Source organism: Streptomyces sp. CB03238 (assembly GCF_002099185.1).
Taxonomy (GTDB): Bacteria; Actinomycetota; Actinomycetes; order Streptomycetales; family Streptomycetaceae; genus Streptomyces.
Genome location: NZ_NBCN01000003.1, coordinates 192639 through 212887, shown reverse-complemented (window position 1 = coordinate 212887; position 20249 = coordinate 192639). Strand labels below are relative to the sequence as shown.

Below are 20249 nucleotides of genomic sequence, written 5' to 3'. Positions count from 1 at the left end.
GTCCGGGCGTACACGTACCACCAGGGCCCCCGTGGCCGCCCGCGCTGCCGTTCGCACCGGAGGTCGCCGTAGACTCCGCACGTGAGCGCCACCATGACCGCCGTCGATGTCCCTCCCCCCGCGCCTGAGAAGCGGCGGGTCCGGTTGCCGTGGCGGTTGGTGCGACCGGCGGCAGCGGTGCTGTCCGGGGCCCTGCTGTACCTGAGCTTCCCGCCCCGCCCCCTGTGGTGGCTCGCCGTGCCCGGCTTCGCCCTGCTCGGGTGGACCCTGCGCGGCCGGCGGCTGAGGGCGGGCTTCGGCCTCGGCCACCTCGCCGGCCTCGGCTTCCTCCTGCCCCTCCTGGCGTGGACCGGTGAGGAGGTCGGGGCGGTGCCGTGGCTGGCGCTCGCCGCCGTCGAGGCGCTCTTCATCGCGGCCGCCTGCCTCCTCGTCGCCGCCGTGTCGCGGCTCCCCGCATGGCCGGTGTTCGCCGCCGCCGCATGGATCGTGGGAGAGGCGGCACGCGCGCGCGTGCCCTTCGGCGGTTTCCCCTGGGGCAAGATCGCCTTCGGCCAGGCGGACGGCCTGTTCCTGCCGCTCGCGGCGGTGGGCGGCACGCCCGTGCTCGGCTTCGCCGTCGCCCTGTGCGGCTTCGGCCTGTACGAGGCGGTACGCGTCCTCCGTACGTACAGGGCGACCGGCACCCTCCCGCGCGGCCCCCTCGCCGCGGCCGCCCTCTCCCTCTTCGTGCCGGTCACGGCAGCCCTCGCCGCCCAGCCGCTCGTCTCCGACGCCGCGGAGGACGGCACCGCGACCGTCGCCGCCATCCAGGGCAACGTGCCGCGCCTCGGCCTGGACTTCAACGCACAGCGCCGAGCCGTCCTCGACAACCACGCCGACCGCACCGAGCAGCTCGCCGCCGACGTCGCGGCGGGCAGGGTCGCCAAGCCGGACTTCGTCCTGTGGCCGGAGAACTCCTCCGACCTCGACCCCTACCGCAACGATGACGCCCGGGGCGTCATCGACAGGGCGGTCAGGGCCATCGGCGTACCGACCGTCATCGGTGCCGTCCTCACCCCCGAGACCGGCACGCTGCGCAACACCCTGATCCAGTGGGACCCGGAACGCGGGCCCGTCGCGACGTACGACAAACGGCACGTCCAGCCGTTCGGCGAGTACATCCCGATGCGATCCGTCGTCCGCGTCTTCAACAAGAACGTCGACCGGGTCAGCCGCGACTTCGGACCGGGCGACAAGGTGGGCGTCTTCGACCTCGCCGGCACCCGCGTCGGGCTCGCCACCTGTTACGAGGCGGCCTTCGACTGGGCCGTACGGGACACCGTCACGCACGGCGCCCGGCTCATCTCCGTACCGAGCAACAACGCCACCTTCGGGCGCAGCGAGATGACCTACCAGCAGCTCGCCATGGACCGGGTGCGGGCCGTCGAGCACAGCCGTTCCGTCGTCGTACCCGTCACCAGCGGCGTCAGCGCGATCATCCGGCCGGACGGCACCATCGTGCGGGAGTCCCGGATGTTCACCCCCGACGCCCTGGTCGCGGAGGTGCCGCTGCGCTCCTCGCTGACACCGGCCACCCGCATGGGCCCCCTCCCCGAGGCGGCGCTTGTGGCGCTCGCCGCCGCGGGCCTCGGCTGGGCGGCGTTCGGCGCCGCCGCACGCCGCCGGAGGACCGCCACCACCTAGGGTCGGGGCATGGCAACTCCCGACTTCATCCGGGCCGTACGGGCCACCGCCGGACACCAGCTGTTGTTCCTGCCGGGCGTCAGCGCCGTCGTCTTCGACGACGAGGGGCGGGTCCTCCTGGTCAGACGCGCCGACACCGGCAAGTGGTCGATCATCGGCGGGATCCCCGAGCCGGGGGAGCAGCCGGCCGTCACCGCCGTACGGGAGGTGTACGAGGAGACGGCCGTGGAGTGCGTCGTCGAGCGCGTGGTCCTCGTGGAGACGCTGCCGACGGTCACGTACGCCAACGGCGACCAGTGCCAGTACATGGACACCTGTTTCCGCTGCCGAGCCGTCGGCGGGGAGGCGCGTGTCAACGACGAGGAGTCGCTGGAGGTGGGCTGGTTCCCGCTGGACGCACTGCCGCCACTGCGCGAGAGCGAACGGTTCCGGATCAAGCAGGCCCTCACCGACGGCCCCACATGGTTCTCCACCATGCCTGACTAGGGAAAAGTGTGGGTCCACGCCACATCGGTCAGGGGGTCCGCGCTCCCTAGGGTGCGAAGCATGACCGCACCCCACCCCACCGTCACCCCTCTCGACCTCGGCGGCCGCACCGCCCTCGTCACCGGCGCGGCGAGCGGCATCGGCCGCGCCTGCGCGCTGCGGCTCGCGGCCGCCGGGGCGAAGGTCAGGGCCGTCGACCGGGACGCCCCGGGACTGGACGCCCTGGCAGAAGCGGCGCCCGCACTGGCCGGGGCGGTCGAACCCCACGTACTCGACCTGACCGACCTCGACGCCGCCGAACACCTGGCGGCCGGCACCGACATCCTGGTCAACAACGCCGGACTGCAATGCGTGCGGCCCATCGAGGAGTTCCCTCCGGACGTCTTCCACACCGTCCTCACCGTGATGCTGGAGGCACCCTTCCGGCTGATCAGGGGCGCGTTGCCGCACATGTACGCGCAAGGCTGGGGGCGTATCGTCAACCTCTCCTCCGTCCATGGGCTGCGCGCCTCCGCCTACAAGTCCGCCTATGTGGCCGCCAAACACGGCCTGGAGGGGCTGTCCAAAACCGCCGCCCTCGAAGGCGCACCCCACGGCGTCACCGCCAACTGCGTCAACCCCGGCTATGTACGCACGCCCCTGGTCGAAGCACAGATCGCGGACCAGGCGGAGGCCCACGGCGTCCCGCCCGAGCGCGTCCTGGCCGACGTCCTGCTGAAGGACTCGGCGCTCAAGCGGCTCATCGAACCCGAAGAGGTCGCCGAAGCCGTCGCCTACCTCTGCGCCCCGCACGCCTCGTTCATCACCGGCACCTCGCTCGTCCTCGACGGCGGCTGGACCGCGCACTGAGCGCGCCGCGAGGCGGGCCGCGAGTTGTCCACAGGGCTGGTGCGAGCACCCGTACGACAGGTATCCCTGTGACCATGTCCGAAGAACCGCTCCGTGAGCCGGAGCCCAGCGCCGACCCGGCCGCCTACCTGGGGCTTCTGGCGCGTGGGGCGGCCGTCGAGGCGTACGACCGGCCCGTGCTGCTCGCCCGGGCCGGCGGCGCCGGTCCCGACGTGCTCACCGCGCTCGAACACGCCAAGCAGCTCGCGCTGCGCGTCCGCGCCGAGCTGGAGGGCCGCCGGCGCCGCGAGGCCGAGCTGTCCGCGCTCTTCGAGACCGCGCACGACCTCGCCGGGCTGCGCGACCTCGACGCGGTGCTGCGCGCGATCGTGCAACGCGCGCGCTCACTGCTGGGCACCGAGGTCGCCTACCTGAGCCTCAACGACCCGGCCGCCGGCGACACCTACATGCGGGTCACCGAGGGCTCGGTCTCCGCCCGCTTCCAGCAGCTGCGCCTGGGCATGGGGGAGGGGCTCGGCGGTCTCGTCGCCCAGACGGCCCGACCGTATGTGACGGAGAGCTACTTCGACGACGAGCGGTTCCAGCACACGCGCGCCATCGACTCCGGCGTACGGGACGAGGGCCTGGTGGCGATCCTGGGCGTGCCGCTGATGCTGGGCAGCCAGGTGATCGGTGTGCTCTTCGCCGCCGACCGGCGCGCCCGCGTCTTCGAACGCGAACAGGTCGCGCTGCTCGGCTCGTTCGCCGCGCACGCGGCGGTCGCCATCGACACCGCCAACCTGCTCGCGGAGACCCGGTCGGCGCTGGCCGAGCTGGAGCGGGCCAACGGCATCATCCGCGCCCACAGCGGCGTCATCGAGCGGGCCTCCGAGGTGCACGACCGGCTCACCGAGCTGGTCCTGCGCGGCGGCGGGGTCCACGACGTGGCGGCGGCCCTCTCGGAAGTCCTGGACGGATCGGTGGAGTTCACCGAAGGGCCGCTCCCCGCCGAGTGCGTCGACGGCCACGCGACGCGGCGCGGCGACGAGTGGGTGGCGGCCGTGTCGGCGGGCGGCGAGGCCCTCGGGGCGCTCGTGCTGCGCGGCCACCCGGACCTGGACCCGGTCGACCAGCGCACCCTGGAGCGGGCCGCGATGGTCACCTCCCTGCTGCTGCTCGCGCGCCGCTCCGCCGGGGAGGCGGAACAGCGGGTACGGGGGGAGCTGCTGGACGACCTGCTGGACGCGCCCGAGCGGGACCGGCGGCTGCTGCGGGAGCGCGCCGCCCGCCTCAGTGCCGACTTCGACGCCCCGCACGTGGTGCTGGCCGCCCGCATAGACAGGCCGGATCCGCACGTCGATCCGCACCCGGATCCGCACGTCACCGAGCGGGAGAGCGCCGACCGGCGGCGCCTCTGGTCGGCGGCCTCGCACCTGGCGGCCACCCGCCGCGGCCTCGCTTCCGCCCGCGACGGCGGCACCGTGCTGCTGCTCCCACTGGGGCCGGGCGACACCGCGGCCGAGCTGGCCCGCCAGACCGCCAAGCACCTCGGCGGCACCCTGCGCGAACCGGTCACCGTCGGGGCCTCCTCGCCGGTCGACGCGCCCGCCGCCCGGCCGGGCGCCATAGCCCCGGCGTACGCCGAGGCCCGCCGCTGCCTGGACGCCCTGCGCCTGCTCGGCCGCCCCGGCGAGGGCGCGGCCGCCTCGGAGCTGGGGTTCCTGGGCCTGCTGCTCGCCGACACGCGGGACATCACCGGCTTCGTCACCCGCACGATCGGCGAGGTCGTCGCGTACGACCGGAGTCGTGGCACCGACCTGGTCCGCACGCTCGACGCGTACTTCGCGAGCGGGATGAGCCCGGTCCGTACGAAGGACGAACTGCACGTCCACGTCAACACGGTGGCGCAGCGCCTGGAACGCATAGGCCGGCTCCTCGGCCCCGACTGGCAGTCCCCGCCCCGGGCCCTGGAGATCCAGCTCGCGCTGCGGCTGCACGCGATGTCCGCGGCGGTCGCACGCTGAAACGGCCGGCCGCCCCCGGCAGGGGCGACCGGCCGTTCCAGGCCGACAGGCTCAGCGCCCCACCACGACCCTCTCCCGGTCCTCGGCCACATCGGCCAGGTCGCGGTTGCGGGTCTCCCGGGCACACGCGATCGCGACCACGGTGAGCAGCGCCGCGGCGATGACGTACAGGGAGATCGGTGTCGAGGTGCCGTGATCGGCCAGCAGCGCGGTCGCGATCAGCGGCGCCGGGGCGCCGGCCACCACCGAGGAGAACTGCGCGCCGATGGAGGCGCCCGAGTAGCGCATCCTGGTCGCGAACATCTCGGAGAAGAACGCCGCCTGCGGCGCGTACATCGCTCCGTGGAGCACCAGCCCGACGGTCACGGCGAGCAGCAGACTGCCGAAGCTCCTGGAGTCGATGAGCGCGAAGAACGGGAACATCCAGGCCCCGACACCGACCGCCCCGATCAGATAGACCGGCCGCCGCCCGACACGGTCGGACAGGGCGCCCCACGCGGGGATGACCGCGAAGTGCACGGCTGAGGCGATGAGTACGGCGTTGAGCGCGGTCTGCTTGCTGAGCCCGGTCGACGTCGTCGCGTACACCAGGATGAACGCGGTGATGACGTAGTAACTGATGTTCTCGGCCATCCGCGCGCCCATCGCGATCAGGACATCGCGCCAGTGGTGCCGCAACACGGCGACCAGCGGCATCTTCTCCACCTGCGCGGTTTCCGCCTTGCGCGCCTCGGCCTGGGCCAACGCAGCCTTGAAGACGGGCGATTCATCGACGGAGAGACGGATCCACAAGCCGACGATCACCAGAACCCCGGACAGCAGGAACGGGATGCGCCATCCCCACGAGGTGAAGGCCGCGTCCGACAGCAGCGCGGTGACCGCGGACAGCACCCCGGTCGCCAGCAACTGCCCGGCGGGCGCCCCGGTCTGCGGCCACGACGCCCAGAAGCCGCGCCTCCGCGCGTCCCCGTGCTCCGACACCAACAGCACGGCCCCGCCCCACTCACCCCCGAGCGCAAAACCCTGCACCAACCGCAACACGGTCAGCAGCACGGGCGCCGCCGTCCCGATGGTGGCGTGCGTCGGCAACAACCCGATGGCGAACGTCGCCCCGCCCATGAGCAGCAGACTCAGCACGAGCAACTTCTTGCGCCCGAGCCGGTCCCCGTAATGCCCGAACACCAACGCCCCGAGCGGCCGCGCGGCGAACCCGACGGCGTACGTCAGAAAGGACAGCAGCGTGCCCACGAGCGGGTCGGAGTCGGGAAAGAAGAGCCTGTTGAAGACGAGCGCGGCGGCAGACCCGTACAGAAAGAAGTCGTACCACTCGATGGTGGTCCCGATGAGACTCGCGGCGACGATGCGCTTGAGCGACGACGGCGCTGGTGGGACGGATGCGGGGGCGGCCATGAACACCACTTCCGGACAGTTGGTGGGGACGTTTCCGTGTCGCCACACCGTAGGAACGCCCAGGTCAGCGGCGTATGTGGCGGGACACCATAGTTCTGTGCGCCGGTGTGCGCGTGGCCACCATGGAGGCACCTGCGGCGCGACGGCCGGAGCCTCTTCGGGGGCCTCGGCGAGGCCCCCGAAGGGAGCTGTCCGAGTTGCACTATTCGGGCACGATTGTGGTGGTGCCGTGCCGGCTCCGTGCTGACTGAAAGCCCACGTCATCACCTGTTCCCACCCCTCCCGTGCTGACCTGGAGCTGACTACGGTGCGTTGAACTTCGGCATACGGCACAGAACAGGCACACGCATCTTCTGTGTCCATTTACGGGGGGGACAGAGGTCAAGCCGATTCCCGGCGCTCTTGAGGTGGCCGTTGATGCCTCGTTGTGGGAGCGGATCGGCTTGTAGATTCGCTCCCAGGCCAGGCTGAGGTAGTGGCTGTCCTGCCGGAACGCGGCGGTCTGCAGGTCTCCGGCCGCGTCGGCGGGCATGCTGATCGCGGATGCCACGCAGACGGTCGGCAGTACGTTCTCGCCGGGAGGATCCATCCACTCGCTGTCGGGAAGCTGGGCGGTGGGGCGAGCCGATGGATGGCCGGCCCGGGATCGGCGATCTGCCAGCCGGACCACGGTTTGAGGCGGGCCAGAGGTGGTTGGCCGCGTTGGGCGGAGGCGTTCTCGACGTGGACAGTTCACCGAAGGGGACGGGCCGGCTGCCGGCACTGCAGACGCACGGTTCCTCGGGCGTCGGCGTTCTGCTTGAGCTCGAGGGAGTAGGGCAGTCGCTCGGCGACCACCGGCTCCCGTTCATCGAGCCGTCGGCGAAAGGTCTTGTCGTCCATGCCACGCAGCCGGTCGTGGGACTCCGCGATCAGCCCGTGCTCGCGCCACCGGCGGAAGAAGGCATAGACCCGGCCCAGGCGGGGAAGTCCGCGGGCACCGCCCGCGAGGCCCTGAAACCAGGCCGGCACCGGCAGCAGCGGGAGGACTGCCGCCCACACGCGAGATCCCCGCCTCCCGAGCGACATCCTCCAACCGCATGGCCACCGCGGCAGCGTTCGCGACGAAGGCCCAATGATGAAGGCCTCACCCATCCGGAACGATCGCCGGGGATGATGGCGGATGCCGCGGAACGGCTCCTCATCCCCGACCCCGTCGTGCTGATCTGCGGCGAGGGTGGCGCGGGTAAGCAGGCCGCGGCCGCGGTGAGCGGGCGAGTGAAACCAGAGCCGTGTGAGAGCGGCGTGAGACGACGAAGCCCCGCCGGCAATGTTTCGGGCGGGGCTTCTGTCACGCGGTGGGTTACTGGGCGTCGCTGTCAGCCGTCCGGAAGGGCTTGGAGATGCGTTCGGGTCGGGGGCGGGGATCTGCGCACTTGGGAACGCGAGCGGCCGACTGGCGGGCGGTTCGGCTCGGTTCGGCCTCTCCGGTTCCGCCGCGTCCTGTCACGGAAGGGTCCATTTCTGGTTGGGCCCGGTGTGGCAGGTCCACAGGTGGACGGGCGTGCCGTCGTTCCAGGTGCCGCCGGATGCGTCGAGGCACTTGCCGGACTGCGGGTTGCGCAGCGTGCCGTCGGGCTGGTGCGTCCACTTCTGGGCGCCGGTGCCGTTGCAGGTCCACAGCTGGACCTTGGTGCCGTCGGCGGTGCCGCCGCCCGAGACGTCGAGGCACTTGCCGAGGGCCCGTACGGTTCCGTCGCCGGGGAGGGTCCACTTCTGGGCGCCGGTGCCGTTGCAGGTCCACAGCTGGACCTTCGTACCGTCGGCTGTCTGGGAGTTGTCGACGTCCAGGCACTTGCCGTTCACCCCCTTCACCTCACCGGACCGCGGACCCGGCTGGGTCCCACCCGACTCCTTGATCCGGATGTTGCGGAACGCCGCCGTGTCTCCGTCGCCGTGGTTCTGGATACCGATGTGCCCCTGCCGGAGACTGCGCACCGGGTCCGTGTTGGTGAAGTCGTTGATCTTGCGCCCGTTGAGGAAGATCTCCAACCGCTCCCCGGTGACGCGCAGCTCGTAGGTGTTCCACTCGCCAGGCGGGTTCAGCGCCGCGTCGCGCGCGGTGATGTCTGCGGACTTGAACCCGTAGACCGCTCCGGTGGTGCGTGCGGGATCGTCGGTGGCGTCGATCTGGATCTCGTAGCCGTTGTTCACCGCCGACCACGGGTCGTCGGAGGCCGGGAAACCGACGAAGACACCGGAGTTGTCGTCGCCGTCCAGCTTCCAGTCGAGTTTGAGCGAGTAGTCGCCGGTGAACTCCTTGGCGGAGTACCACAGCATGCCCAGCCCGCCGTGCGAGGTGAGCGTACCGTCGGCGAGAGTGAACCCGCCGGGGCCCGCCTGTTTCCAGCCGGTGGTGCCGGAACCGTCGAACAGGGCCGTGTAGCCGGTCTCGGGGCGGCAGTCGGCTTTGGTCATCCCGGCGGCCCAGCGGATGCCGCCGAGCAGATGCCGGCGGAAGGCGGGTTCACCGTAGGACTCGTCGGTGTGGCCGCCGCCGGTGTAGAAGGCCCGGCCGCCCTGGTAGTCCTTGCACCAGGCGATCGGGTGGTCGCCGGACATGGAGCCGCCCGAGTAGCTGGTCTCGTCGAGGGAGGCCAGCACGTGGGCGGTGGCACGCGGGTTGGAGCGGTAGTTGTACCACTCGTCGGTCCGCTGCCAGGCGCTGCCCAGATGGGCGGTGGAGTCGTGGGCCCGGTCCTCGACCTCGACGGTGGCGGACTGAACGGCCGGGTGGGAGTGGAAGAGAGCGCCCGCCAGCCCCTCGTAGAAGGGCCAGTCGTACTCCGTGTCGGCCGCGGCGTGGATGCCGACGTATCCGCCGCCGCCCTTGACGTACTGCTCGAACGCCGTCTGCTGGGCACCGTCCAGCACGTCACCCGTGGTCGACAGGAAGACGACCGCCTTGTACTGGGTGAGGTTGCCGGTGGTGAAGGCCTGGGCGTTCTCGGTCGCGTCCACGGTGAAGTCATGGGCCGTGCCGAGGTCCCTGAGTGCCGCCAGGCCGTTGTCGATCGAGGAGTGGCGGAAGCCCGCCGTCTTCGAGAACACGAGGATTTTGTAGGCCGGATCGGCCGCCGGGCCGGCCGCCGGGTGCCCGGCCGTCTCCGCTTGTGCGGTGGCGAGCGGATGGGCCGCCGGACTGGGCAGGGCCAGGGCTTGGGGTGCCACGCACAGCGCGGCGCCGATGAACAGGCCGACGGTCGCTTTGAGTCGGTTGCGCATGTACCGTCGCCTCCTTTCTACGGAAGGGTCCATTTCTGGTTGGGGCCGGTGTGGCAGGTCCACAGGTGGGCGGGCGTGCCGTCGTTCCAGGTGCCGCCGGATGCGTCGAGGCATTTGCCGGACTGCGGGTTGCGCAGCGTGCCGTCGGCCTGGGGCTGCCAGGTCTGGGCGCTGGTGCCGTTGCAGGTCCACAGTTGGACCTTGGTGCCGTCGGCGCTGCCCCCGTTGGAAACGTCCAGGCACTTACTCAGGGCCCGTACGGTTCCGTCGCCGGGGAGGGTCCAGGTCTGGGCGCCGGTGCCGTTGCAGGTCCACAGCTGGATCTTCGTGCCGTCGGCGGTCTGGGAGTTGTCGACGTCCAGGCACTTGCCGTTGACTCCCTTCACCTCACCCTGGCGGGACGTCACGCCGGGTAGCTGGTTGAGCGTGTACCACGCCTCGGTGCTCCACAATTGCGCACCGTCGGCCGAGGTGAAGGAGCGGGGCGAGCGCACGTGGACGACCCGGTCGGCCTTGAGCCCCGGGATCGCCAGGGTGACCGTCTTGCGGTCGGCGGAGAGAGTGGCGGACTGCGCCGTGAGAGTCTCCTCGTCGACCTTGGGGCCGCCGTAGCCGGCGGTCGGTACGTAACGCATTGCTTGATCTTGTAGCGCCCGGCCAGGTTGGCAGCCGTTTCCGTCGACAACGGCTGGGTGTACTCCAGCGCGAAACCGCCCGGTACGGCGCGCATAACGCGGATGTCGAAGGCGTTGGTGCCGTTCGGCGTCAGCTTCTGCAGGCCGTGGGTGAGCTTGCCTTCCTGGCCCCAGTTGCCGCCCGCGCCCAGCCCGCCGGCGTAGAGTGCGCCGTCCGGGCCGACGCTGATCCGGGTGACTCCGGCCTCCAGCCCCTGCGTGAGGCGGAAGACGGCCCCTTGGTACTCGCCGCCCACCTTCTCCAGGAACCCGCGCTGGATGCCGCCGTACGTCACGTCGCCGAACAGCATCTGTCCGGCGAAGGGACCGTCCTTCAACTGCAGCGGTGTGCTGGGGGAGTTGGCTATTTCGTTCTGGGGCAGCCACAGCACCGGTTTGGTCACCGGCCGGGAGTCGAAGGGCCCGTCCGGGTTGGTGTAGTGATTGAAGAACCGGTCCTGCTTGATGTGCACCAGCTTCGACGAGGGCAGCCAGCCGCCCTGGTTGTCGGTTACGAAGATGTCGCCCTCGGGTCCCCATCCGATGCCGTTGGGGGTGCGCAGGCCTCCGGCGATGTACGAGACCTCTCCGGTCGCCTTGTTCACCTTGATCGTGGTGCCCCGGTTCGCCGCGGGCTGCGGATCCGTCGTCGCGCCGCCGTAGTTGATGGAGACCGACAGGTTGAGGTAGAAGTACCCGTCGCGGTGGAGCAGTCCGAAGGCGAACTCGTGGAAGTTGCCGCCGAACGGCCACGCCGCGACCCTGCGGTACTGGTCGGTGACCTCGTCGCCGTTGGTGTCGTTGAGTTCGGTCAGCTCGTGCTTCTGCGAGACGTACAGTTTGCCGTCGGCGTACTTGATGCCCATCGGTTCCTTCAGGTTCCCGGCCACCTTCTTGACCGTCACCTTGTCCGGGCCGGTGCTCCCCGTGACGTTGCCCAGCAGGTAGACCTCACCGGCCGTGTTGTTGCTGCCGCCCCAGGTGGCCACGGCGAGGCGGCCGTCGGGCAGCCAGTCCATCGCGGAGACCTGCGGCTCGAAGCCGTTCGGCCGGAGGTTGGTCAGGGTGTAATTCGGGTGCACGCCGGTGAGCGGCAGGCCGTCACCCGGCGAGTCCGCGCCTCCCTCGCACTCCTTGCGGCCCGGCGACGTCACGCGTACGACATCGGCGTCTGTGCTGAGCGCGGAGTTCGGTACGACGCTGAAGCCGGAGGCGCCCGGCGGTTTCCAGGCCAGCGTGAGTTGTTGACCGCCGTCGCGCTCGAAGTGCTCGATGCGCAGGGAGTGGTAACCGGCCGTGAGCTGGACCGTGCCGTCCTTCGGCTCGGGGCCGTGCAGACCGTCGTGGTTGATGACCAGTTGGTCGTCGATCCACAGACGGGAACCGTCGTCGCTGGTGATCCGGAAGGAATAGCTCCCGGCGGTGGGGGCGCTGAGATTGCCGATGACGTGCGAGACGAACTGGGACTCCAGCCCGAAGTCGGCGGCCGAGGACCAGTCGATCACCGGCATCAGCTTGTCGACGTTCGGCGTCTGTCCCGCCTTCAGGGTGCAGATCTCGCTCAGCGGTACCTGCACGTCGAAGACGCGCAGGGTGACACCGGGTACCTGGGGAGGGAGATCGGCGGCGGCCGGGTCGTCCGCGGCGGCCGGAGACGACGACAGCCCGAGAGTCAGTAACGAGGCGATGAGCGCTCCGGCCAGGCGTCTGCCCAGCCGGCGCGGGTGCAGCCGTGGATACACGTGTCCTCCTGTCGGTCCCTCAGGATTGAGGAACTCGATCGGGCAAGTGGGAAATCCATCGCTGCCGGAGCGCGCCGTCGCCCCGGATACGGAGAGGTGCGAACGGGGAGGCATGAGGCTCACATCGTCGCATCGGACACAGTAAGGACTTCTCCTCGGAGCGTCCATACTTTGTCACCGGTGTGTGCAAAGTTCCGGTCGGACCCGTGGATGGACCTTTCCGACGCACAGTGGAGGGCAGGCGACGCCAAGCCGACGCGGGCGTCCGGTCGTAGGCTCAATACCTCGCACGCTTCCAGCTCGTCCCAGCGCTCCGCACCGCACGTGGCCACCCGGGCCGTACGCCACCCCGGCTCCGCACGGCAGGTGCTGCCTCTCGCGAGGTCCACGGCAACGGCCGTGCCGATGGAGGTCCCCTCTCGGGTGCGCCCGCATGTCGGCCTCGGCCCGCGAGTACCGCTCACCGGCGGCGAAGGTCACGCTTGTGGTACACGAGATGACGCGACCGGGCCGCGGCAGCACGGTAGTTCAGGCCAACGGCGAGCAGCTGGACGAGGGTGGCACGGGGTGAGCCCGGATCACCAGGTGAGAACGCCTCTCCTGGGGGGCGGTTCGGCTCCCGCCAACTACTCGCCCCGTGCCGCCGGCTACGACGTCGGCAGCGGCATTGCGCGCCGTCGGTGCCGCAGTCGCCGCCGTCCACCGGCGGGGTCACCGATGGGAGCTTGAGCCGGACCGGGCCTCACTCGAGCCGGAGCGCGGCGCGGAGATCACGCTCAGTCTGTTCCAGGTGGGCCCTCATGGCAGCGGCCGCGCCCCTGGGGTCCCGGTCCCTGACCCGGCGCAGGCTCTCGGCGTGTGCCTCTATTACCTGGGTCACCTGCTGGTTCTGGGCATCCAGCGAACAGGACGGCTGCACGAACGGGGCCAACCCGCAGCAATCATGGGTGCTGGACCGCAATGTCTCGGTCAGTGACGGGGCTCTGCACATGAAGGCCGTACGCGAACAGCACACCGTCGGAGACAAGACGTACGAGTGGACCAGTGGCATGGTCACCACCGGACGGATCGGCAACGCCGCGCCGACAAGCCGGCCAAGTTCGACTTCACGTACGGTCACATGAAAGCGCGGATGCGGTTCGCGCCCGGCAACGGCGCGTACAGCGCCTTCTGGGCGGCCCCCTCCGACGACCAGTGGCCGCCCGAGATCGACGCGATCGAGTACCTCGGCGACCGCCCCGACCTCGGCCACGCCACCCACCACTGGGCCCGCCCCGAAGGCGGCAACACCAGCAACAGCCAGGACTTCGTGAATGCCGCGCTGGCGGACGGCGGCTGGCACACCATCGGCGTCGACTGGCAGCCCGGCCAACTGATCTGGTACGTCGACGGCCGGGAAGTCACCCGCTCCCGCCACCCCGAAGGCGTGGCGTCCGAGCCCATGCACCTTGCTGCTGTCGGCCGAGATCTGGGGCAGGAGCGGGTGGACATCCGGCCCGGACAGCAGTACGCCGTCCACGACCACCACTGATGTGGACTACGTGCGGGTGTGGCAGCGGTCGGACGGCAACCCGGTGCACAACGTGCCACTCCCCGCGAAGGCGGAGACCGCCGGCGTCTTCGGCACCCCGGGCACCTCCGAGACGGCGGGGCCCGCCGCGCTCTTCGACGGCGACACGGCCACGGCCTACGACGCCGCGCACGGCGACGGTTGCTACGCGGGTATGGACGCCGGAGCGCCGACCACCGTCGACCAGCTCCGCTTCTGGCCCCGCGCGAACGCCGACGTCAACCGGACCGTCGGCGGACAGGTACAGGCCGCGGACGGCCCCGGCGGGCCCTGGACCACGCTGCACACCTCAGGTACGCGGTGTGGCCCGGGAATTGGCAAACCGTATTCATCGCGAACGACAAGCCCTACCGGTACTACCGCTACACGGGTCCGTCTCGGGGGGGCACTGCAACATGGCGGAACTCGAACTGCGCACCTCGACCGCCGAGGCGCGGCCCCCATCGTGAGCCGGAACGAGGCTGACGCCCGAACGAGGTGAGAACGTTGTCATGATGGCGAGGAGAGGCCGTCGCATGCCTACCCCCGCCGTACCGCCCACCCGTCGCTCCGCACCCGTATCCGGTCATAGGCCCATGCGTCCATGGCCCGCAGTTCCGCCCGGAGTGCACCGAGCCGTCCGGCGCCGGCACCACTCGCGCCCGGCGCCGTACCGGCACCGACTCCGGCCGACGGCCCTCCCGTCCGATCCCGCCCGACCACCGACATCCTGGAGGAACCCGCATGACCGCACCAAGCCCGGCCACCCCTCCCTCGCGACGCGCGTTCGTCGCGGCTGCCACCGCTGTGGCAGGGACCGCCGTCTTCTCCGGCCCACCGCGGGCCGCCGCGTCCTCGGTGCCGTCCGGCCCCTCCGCTTCTCCCGCAAGCACAGCCGTCCGCCGTGACGTTCTCCCCGCCGACACCTTCCTCGGTGCCGACGGCGAGGGTCACCGTCTTTCCCGGTGCCCAGGTCCCCTTCGGTTTCGCCCAGCTCGGCCCCGACATGGAGGGCGCCGCCCCGCACGGCTACCGCACCGGCGGACCCGTCCTCGGCTTCAGCCAGACGAAGGCCAGCGGCACCGGCGGTGGCATGTGGGGCAATCTGCGCCTCCTGCCCTACACCGGCGAGGCGCGGGCCGAGCCCGCGACCGCGCCGTGCGCGGACGAGACCGGTGAGGCCGGTTTCTACGCCGGTACGCTCACCGCCTCCGGCGTTCGGGCCGAACTGACCGCCGAGCGGATGACCGGTCATGCCCGTTTCACCTATCCGGCATCCCGCGCGGCACAGCTGCAGTTGGACGTGACCAGCGCGGTCGACTTCGGTACCGCCCAGTCGTGGCAGCAGCGCCCGCAGAAATCGAGGCCCGAGCAGTGGGCGATGACCGGGCGGAGGGCCTGGTCGAGTTCGCGGGAGGCTGGAACAGCGGTCACTGCACGGTGTACTTCAGCGCGCGGTTCGACACGGCCTTCACGGCGACGGCGACGTGGGTGGACAGCAGCCTGACACACCGGGCGGACGCGGCCTCGCCCTCGGGTCCGGTCACCGGGCGGGCATCACGCTGACCTTCCCGGCCGGCGCGCGGGTGTCCGCACACACCGGCATGTCCCTGGCCTCGGTGGTGGGCGCACGCCGCCACGCGAACCGTGCGGCCCGCACCTTCGACGTGGCGCTGGCGCGGGCCCGCGCCGAGTGGCGCGACGTGCTCGGTCGGGTCGCGGTCGACGGTGGCACCGACGCGGAGCGGACCATTCTGGGGTGTGACCCAGATACGCTCCGAACCCGCCATGGGATGATCTTGTTCTAGTCGTCGGCTTCGGCGAGCGCGCGGTAGAGCGAGGCGACGGAGGGGTGCTGGCCAGCGTTCTTGCCGGTCTTGATGGTGAGCTTCTTCGCGATCTCGGGCACAGGGGTGCCACTGCAGCTCCTGCTGGGCGGTGGAGCAGCGGGCGTATCCGATCCGGATAGCGGCCGCGGCCGGCGCCTGCTCGGCGGGCTCGATGCGCGGGCCAGGCACCCAGGGCCGGCCCGGGCCGCGGTCGTCGGGCACGGCGACATCGAGCTCTTCGCGGAGCGCGGGAACGAGGATGAAGCGGGCGGTGTGGTACTTCGTCGCGGTCTTGCCGCCACGGGTGCGGCAAGGACTTCCGGCCGGAGCATCGCATTTGAGGCAGTCGTGGCGTTTACCGCATTCGCGGCCTGACGATGGTGAGATCCACGCGATCACCCTCTCAGAACCGATTCTCAGAACGCCCTGGTTTTGAGAGGTTTTTTGCGAACGGCGACCTGCGGAAACGTGATCGCCGAGGGGGCGTTCGCAGAACTCGTAGAGATGGTCATTTGTGAGAGTCGCGGACCACCGCTAACCCGCCGACCCGGGTCGTGATGCCCGCCGGCCCGCGTCGGGCCGAAGCGAGCACGCTGGCCGGTCGACCGAGGGTGTCACCCTGCTCCACCTCGATCGCGACCGTCTGCGCCCCTGTCGTGTCGAGCAGGTGGGCGGCCAGGCAGCCGGTGCTGTTGGCGTTGGCGACGTCCTCGTCGACACCGATCGCCGGCGCGAACATCCGCGCCGCACCCGGTCGGTCGCCCACCGGCGGTACGTACACGAAACAGCCGAGGAGCCCGTACCGCCGGCACGCCGATGTCAGCCTGCCGAGGTGTGGGCAGACTCGGAGCAGCGCCGACCGGTCGTGGACCGGTACCAGCATGCGTGGTGCGCCGGGCGCGGCGACCCGTGGCGCGTCGGTCGGATGCGGATCGTCCGCGGTGAGCCCGAGTGCGGCGACGATCGCGGCGCGCTCGTCCGGTGCCGGGTGACGCAGCGCGACGAGGCCCTGGTCGAACCACACCTCGATGCCGGCGGGGCGGCGGATCGCGACGGTGTCGAACGTGCGCCCGCCGGTGTGTTGGCGGTCGTTCAGCTCGCCCAGCGCGGTGCGGGTCAACCGGACGGCCTGCGCGGCAACGGTGCCGTGGCCGCAGCCGGACAGTTCGGCGGTGGCGGTGAAGAACCGGACCGGCCAGCCACCGTCCGGCGTCCGCCCCGGGCCGAGGAACGCCGCGTGCGAGGTGCCGACCGCAGCAGCGACCGCACGCCGGTCCGCGTCCGTCGCCGCCAGGTCGTCGTCGGTGACGGCCGTGGGGCTACCGCCCCGGCCGTCGCGCCGCACGCACGCATCAACCACCGTGACATCCGGCCAGGACATCGGCCCACCTTTGACGCTCAACGAACCGGCAACCGCCAACGGCGTCCGCCGCTAGCCGGACCTGGCCTTAAGCGGCCGACCGAACGCGTCCCGGAGCGTACCGGCCTGCCTCAGCCGGTGCCGTCCTGTACCGGATAGTGGATGATGACCGCACCGCCGGTGGCGTAGTTGGCGACATCGGCGGCCAGCCGCTGGCCGTGCGGCGACGCCAGCGCCGCGTCCATGGCGGCGGCGTCAGCGAAGTCGGCTTCGAAGACCGCGAAATACGGCGCTTCTCCCTCGAGCGCCGCCACGTCGAAGCTGTAGCGCCACGCAAGCGGGCCGGGCCAATTCGTGACCAGCGGAAGGTGGTTGGTCACGTAGTAGTCGCGGAAGTGGTCAGGGTCGGCGGGCTCGGAATACAGGACAACAAGCTTATGCATGACGGCCTCCGTCCAGAGACGTCAGCCGGCTGCCCAACTCGTAGCGACCCCACCCGTGCATGGCGCCAGCCATCGGGAGGTTTCTGGCGAACATCCGGAACAGCCCGATCGGCGGGGCGTCCCCGGGCATCATGCGCGCGAGCAGTGCGCCGTCCTGGTCGGTGCACGGCGGTTCCAGCAGGGCTATCCGCGACATCGGCTCTCCCGTCGAGTTCGTTTCGAAATCAGAAACGCTGGGTGGATGCTAGTGTTTCGAATAACGAAACGCAAGGAGGGTCATGCCGACACCGCGCCCAGGAACACCGGTTCGTGGATCGACGACCGGCCGTCCCCTCATGGCCGCGATGGACCTGTTCGGCCGTCGGTGGGCGCTGCGAATTCTCTGGGAACTGCGTGAGGGTCCGCTCGGCGCCCGCGCGCTGCTGGCACGGTGCGAAGGGCTATCATCCAGCGTCCTCTACCAGCGGCTCCGCGAACTCGCATCGAGCGGGATCATCGCCCCCTCGGCCGATGGCTACGAGCTGACTCGGCTGGGGACAGCACTCCGTCATGCCCTCCGTCCGCTCGACGAATGGGCGGTCACCTGGGCGCAGGAGCAAGAACACAACGATCAGGAGCCCACGGAGACGTGAAGATCACGCCCGACCAGGTGGAGCGGTGATCTGACGGACGCCGACTCGGGACACGGGCTCACGCGGCCTGTGAAAATCCCTCGGTCGCTGTCTCGTCGCCGCGCAGAGGACGACAGCCCAACGTCACCACCAACGAGGCAGGGCCAATCGGGTGACGGACGGAGCTCTCAACCTTCCAAGATCATCCCGTGGCGGGTTTGGCGCGTATCTGGATCACACCCCATTCTCGGCAGCGCCCTGCGCAACGTGTACATCGGGCTCAAGGACATCACCGGCGAGGACGCGCTCGGCGGCAGCCGTGCCCCGCACTACACCGATTACTTCGCCCTGTGAACGTGCGGTTCTCGGTGGCAAGGCCGTGGCCACCGGGTACGGGCTGCGCGGTCCGGTTGCCGACGCCCCGGTCGGAAAAGTCTGGACCGCAGCCGTTGACACCTGGTCATTGCATCGTTAGAAACCACATGAAGGGTACATGGCAAATGGCTGCCCGCAACCGTCCTGGACGGTGGCCGCACGCCACTCCCCGTCCGTCGTACCCGAGGCGTGTGCACGTCGATGACGAGGTCCGACGGACATGACGCGGAGCGCATCGTTTCGGTGCTGTTGTGCCTGTGCGCCCACGATCCGCCCGCTCTCCCGAGATCCGCATCCTGAGCATCCCCGAGCGAGGAGCGAAATCGATGAGTATGTCCTTACCCCACCCGCGCCGGGGGTCGATGATCCTCGGCGCGGCTGCCACAGTCGCGTGCCTGGTGGCCGGGCCCGTCTTCGCAGCCCAGGCCGAAACCCGGCTGCCGGGCCGGTCCGCCGCCGTGGAACCGCCACGGACACCGGACCAGCGCCCGCTGGTGGACGCCGCCACCCTCGTGCGCTCGGCGGTCGAGAAAAGCGGCGCCAAGGGCCTGGCGTCGATCGTCATCGGGACGAAGTCCGTGACGGTGTGGTGGAAGGGCGGGCAAGAAGCCCTGCCCCGCCAGGTCGCCACAGCCGTCGGGCGGGCGAACCGAGCGGCCCCCGTCCGGGTGGCCGACGCGAAATTCACGATCCTCGAACTACGGGCCGCCTCGGCGAAAATCGAGCACGCACTGCACACCGATCCCCGCTTCCACGGCATCAAGGCCGAACCCGACGGCTCCGGCCTCATCGTGAAGTTCGACGCGGCCGATCCGGTGCCCGCCGACACCCGCCTGCCCGATACGGGTGTACCGGCGACCGTGAGCGTCGAGGAGCGGCTGCGACCGGTCTCCCGTGGCAACGACAGCCCGCCGTGGTCGGGCGGGGCCGAAATCGTCAACACGAGCATCGGGGCAGGCTGCACCTCCGGCTTCGGCGTCACCACCCCGGGAGGCGTGCAAGCGGTGCTGACCGCCGGGCACTGCGGCGAGAGCGGCCACCGCTTCACCGACGGCGCCGGCGAGTTCATCGGCAACGGGGGGGCGGACGACAACAACTTCGATGTGATGATCATCCCCACCGGCTCCGTCAGCAACCGCATCTACGTGGGTGGCGGCGGCAGTTCCCAGCAGCGCACGGTCACCGGCGGCGGCGCTCCGTTCATCGGTGAGCGGCTGTGCCACTCGGGCAATACCAGCGCCAATGCGGTGGGCGGCCCGGTCTGCAACTTCCAGGTGCAGTACGAGTACACCGATTCCCAGCGGCTGTGGGAGGCGCGGCAGATGGACGGCCAGACCGCCGCACGGCCCGGCGACAGTGGTGGCCCGGTCTACCTGGATCACGGCGACGGCACCGTGACCGCACGCGGCACCACCACCCGCGCGGGCGGTTCGGGCCTGGGCTTCGCGGGCTTCGAGAAGGCGCAGCAGGACTTCGGCGTCTCCATCCCCGGAGGATCCGGTGGAACCCGGGTGGGCCCGGTCGTCAGCGCGGCGACCGGCAAGTGTCTGGACGTCAGCGCGAGCAATACGGCCGACGGAACCAAAATCCAAATCTGGACGTGCAACGGCACGGGCGTCCAGCGCTGGACGCTCGGCGGCGACGGCACCCTGCGCGCCTTTGACAAGTGCCTGGACGTGCGGTCGGGCGGCACCGTTAACGGTACCGCCGTACAACTGTGGACCTGCAACGGCACCGGCGCGCAGACCTGGTCCACGCAGGGCAACGGATCGCTGGTCAACCCCCAGTCGGGCAAGTGCCTGGACGTGGCCGACAACGGCACGGCCGACGGCACCCGAGTCCAGATCTGGGACTGTACCGGAGCCGCCAACCAGCGCTGGACGTACCCCTCCTAGCTCGGAAACCGCGGGGTTTGTCAGAGCCGTGCCAAAGCGCCGTCATGGGGCGGACGGGGCCGGTAGGTGACAGACG

Annotated in this window: 15 protein-coding genes and 1 pseudogene; 10 read left to right on the top strand and 6 right to left on the bottom strand. The window is 70.5% G+C overall.

The features are described from left to right. Positions 1–81 precede the first annotated feature (81 nt). The 4 genes from lnt to BKD26_RS05945 all read left to right on the top strand — a co-directional run bounded on the left by lnt (position 82) and on the right by BKD26_RS05945 (position 5021). Positions 82–1683, top strand: coding sequence for an apolipoprotein N-acyltransferase (gene lnt, locus BKD26_RS05960; RefSeq protein ID WP_084896521.1), 1602 nt, complete (start codon positions 82–84; stop codon positions 1681–1683). Between the two features lie 9 nt (positions 1684–1692). Next, the gene (locus BKD26_RS05955; RefSeq protein WP_084896519.1) at positions 1693–2169 is read left to right on the top strand and encodes an NUDIX domain-containing protein; all 477 of its coding nucleotides are present in this window, start codon (positions 1693–1695) and stop codon (positions 2167–2169) included. A 60-nt stretch (positions 2170–2229) separates the two neighbouring features. Beyond that, entirely contained in the window at positions 2230–3018 is a 789-nt protein-coding gene (locus tag BKD26_RS05950) for a 3-hydroxybutyrate dehydrogenase (protein ID WP_084896517.1), read from the top strand. Positions 3019–3092: 74 nt separating this feature from the next. Continuing rightward, entirely contained in the window at positions 3093–5021 is a 1929-nt protein-coding gene (locus BKD26_RS05945; RefSeq protein ID WP_084896987.1) for a GAF domain-containing protein, read from the top strand. A 51-nt stretch (positions 5022–5072) separates the two neighbouring features. Here BKD26_RS05945 and BKD26_RS05940 read toward each other — a convergent pair whose 3' ends face one another. The 4 genes and pseudogenes from BKD26_RS05940 to BKD26_RS05925 form a co-directional block, all read right to left on the bottom strand. After that, a complete protein-coding gene (locus tag BKD26_RS05940) occupies positions 5073–6431 on the bottom strand; it encodes an MFS transporter (protein WP_084896986.1) in 1359 nt (452 codons plus the stop codon). 732 nt (positions 6432–7163) lie between these two features. Beyond that, positions 7164–7472 carry a hypothetical protein gene (locus BKD26_RS41175; protein WP_241518556.1) on the bottom strand — a complete coding sequence of 103 codons (309 nt, stop codon included), beginning with the start codon at positions 7470–7472 and terminating at the stop codon, positions 7164–7166. A gap of 444 nt (positions 7473–7916) precedes the next feature. Continuing rightward, a complete protein-coding gene (locus tag BKD26_RS05930; protein ID WP_084896515.1) occupies positions 7917–9695 on the bottom strand; it encodes a lectin in 1779 nt (592 codons plus the stop codon). A 17-nt stretch (positions 9696–9712) separates the two neighbouring features. Then, positions 9713–12099: pseudogene (locus BKD26_RS05925) on the bottom strand (ricin-type beta-trefoil lectin domain protein). Between the two features lie 812 nt (positions 12100–12911). Between BKD26_RS05925 and BKD26_RS40130 the strand changes: the two are divergent. The 4 genes from BKD26_RS40130 to BKD26_RS39695 all read left to right on the top strand — a co-directional run bounded on the left by BKD26_RS40130 (position 12912) and on the right by BKD26_RS39695 (position 15468). Next, entirely contained in the window at positions 12912–13235 is a 324-nt protein-coding gene (locus BKD26_RS40130; RefSeq protein ID WP_179166434.1) for a hypothetical protein, read from the top strand. Beyond that, positions 13232–13642, top strand: a complete 411-nt coding sequence (locus BKD26_RS05915; RefSeq protein WP_179166433.1) for a glycoside hydrolase family 16 protein — start codon at positions 13232–13234, stop codon at positions 13640–13642. Before BKD26_RS40130 ends, BKD26_RS05915 begins: the two co-directional genes overlap by 4 nt. A 952-nt stretch (positions 13643–14594) precedes the next feature. Continuing rightward, the gene (locus BKD26_RS39700; protein WP_143662616.1) at positions 14595–15167 is read left to right on the top strand and encodes a hypothetical protein; all 573 of its coding nucleotides are present in this window, start codon (positions 14595–14597) and stop codon (positions 15165–15167) included. Next, positions 15148–15468 carry a glycoside hydrolase family 92 protein gene (locus tag BKD26_RS39695; RefSeq protein ID WP_143662615.1) on the top strand — a complete coding sequence of 107 codons (321 nt, stop codon included), beginning with the start codon at positions 15148–15150 and terminating at the stop codon, positions 15466–15468. Before BKD26_RS39700 ends, BKD26_RS39695 begins: the two co-directional genes overlap by 20 nt. Positions 15469–15997: 529 nt before the next feature. Here the strand turns inward: BKD26_RS39695 and BKD26_RS05895 are convergent. Together BKD26_RS05895 and BKD26_RS05890 are read right to left on the bottom strand one after the other, a co-directional pair. Further along, positions 15998–16870: a PhzF family phenazine biosynthesis isomerase gene (locus BKD26_RS05895; protein WP_084896505.1), complete on the bottom strand. Its 873-nt coding sequence runs from the start codon at positions 16868–16870 to the stop codon at positions 15998–16000. 110 nt (positions 16871–16980) lie between these two features. Further along, positions 16981–17292 (bottom strand): EthD family reductase, encoded by a 312-nt coding sequence (locus BKD26_RS05890; RefSeq protein WP_084896503.1) that lies wholly within the window; start codon positions 17290–17292, stop codon positions 16981–16983. Between the two features lie 335 nt (positions 17293–17627). On the opposite strand from BKD26_RS05890, the gene BKD26_RS05880 reads away from it, so the two are divergent. Both BKD26_RS05880 and BKD26_RS41170 read left to right on the top strand, forming a co-directional pair. Then, on the top strand, positions 17628–17924 hold the full coding sequence (locus BKD26_RS05880) for a helix-turn-helix domain-containing protein (protein WP_084896501.1): 297 nt from the start codon (positions 17628–17630) through the stop codon (positions 17922–17924). A gap of 680 nt (positions 17925–18604) precedes the next feature. After that, entirely contained in the window at positions 18605–20173 is a 1569-nt protein-coding gene (locus BKD26_RS41170) for an RICIN domain-containing protein (RefSeq protein WP_084896499.1), read from the top strand. Positions 20174–20249 lie beyond the last annotated feature (76 nt).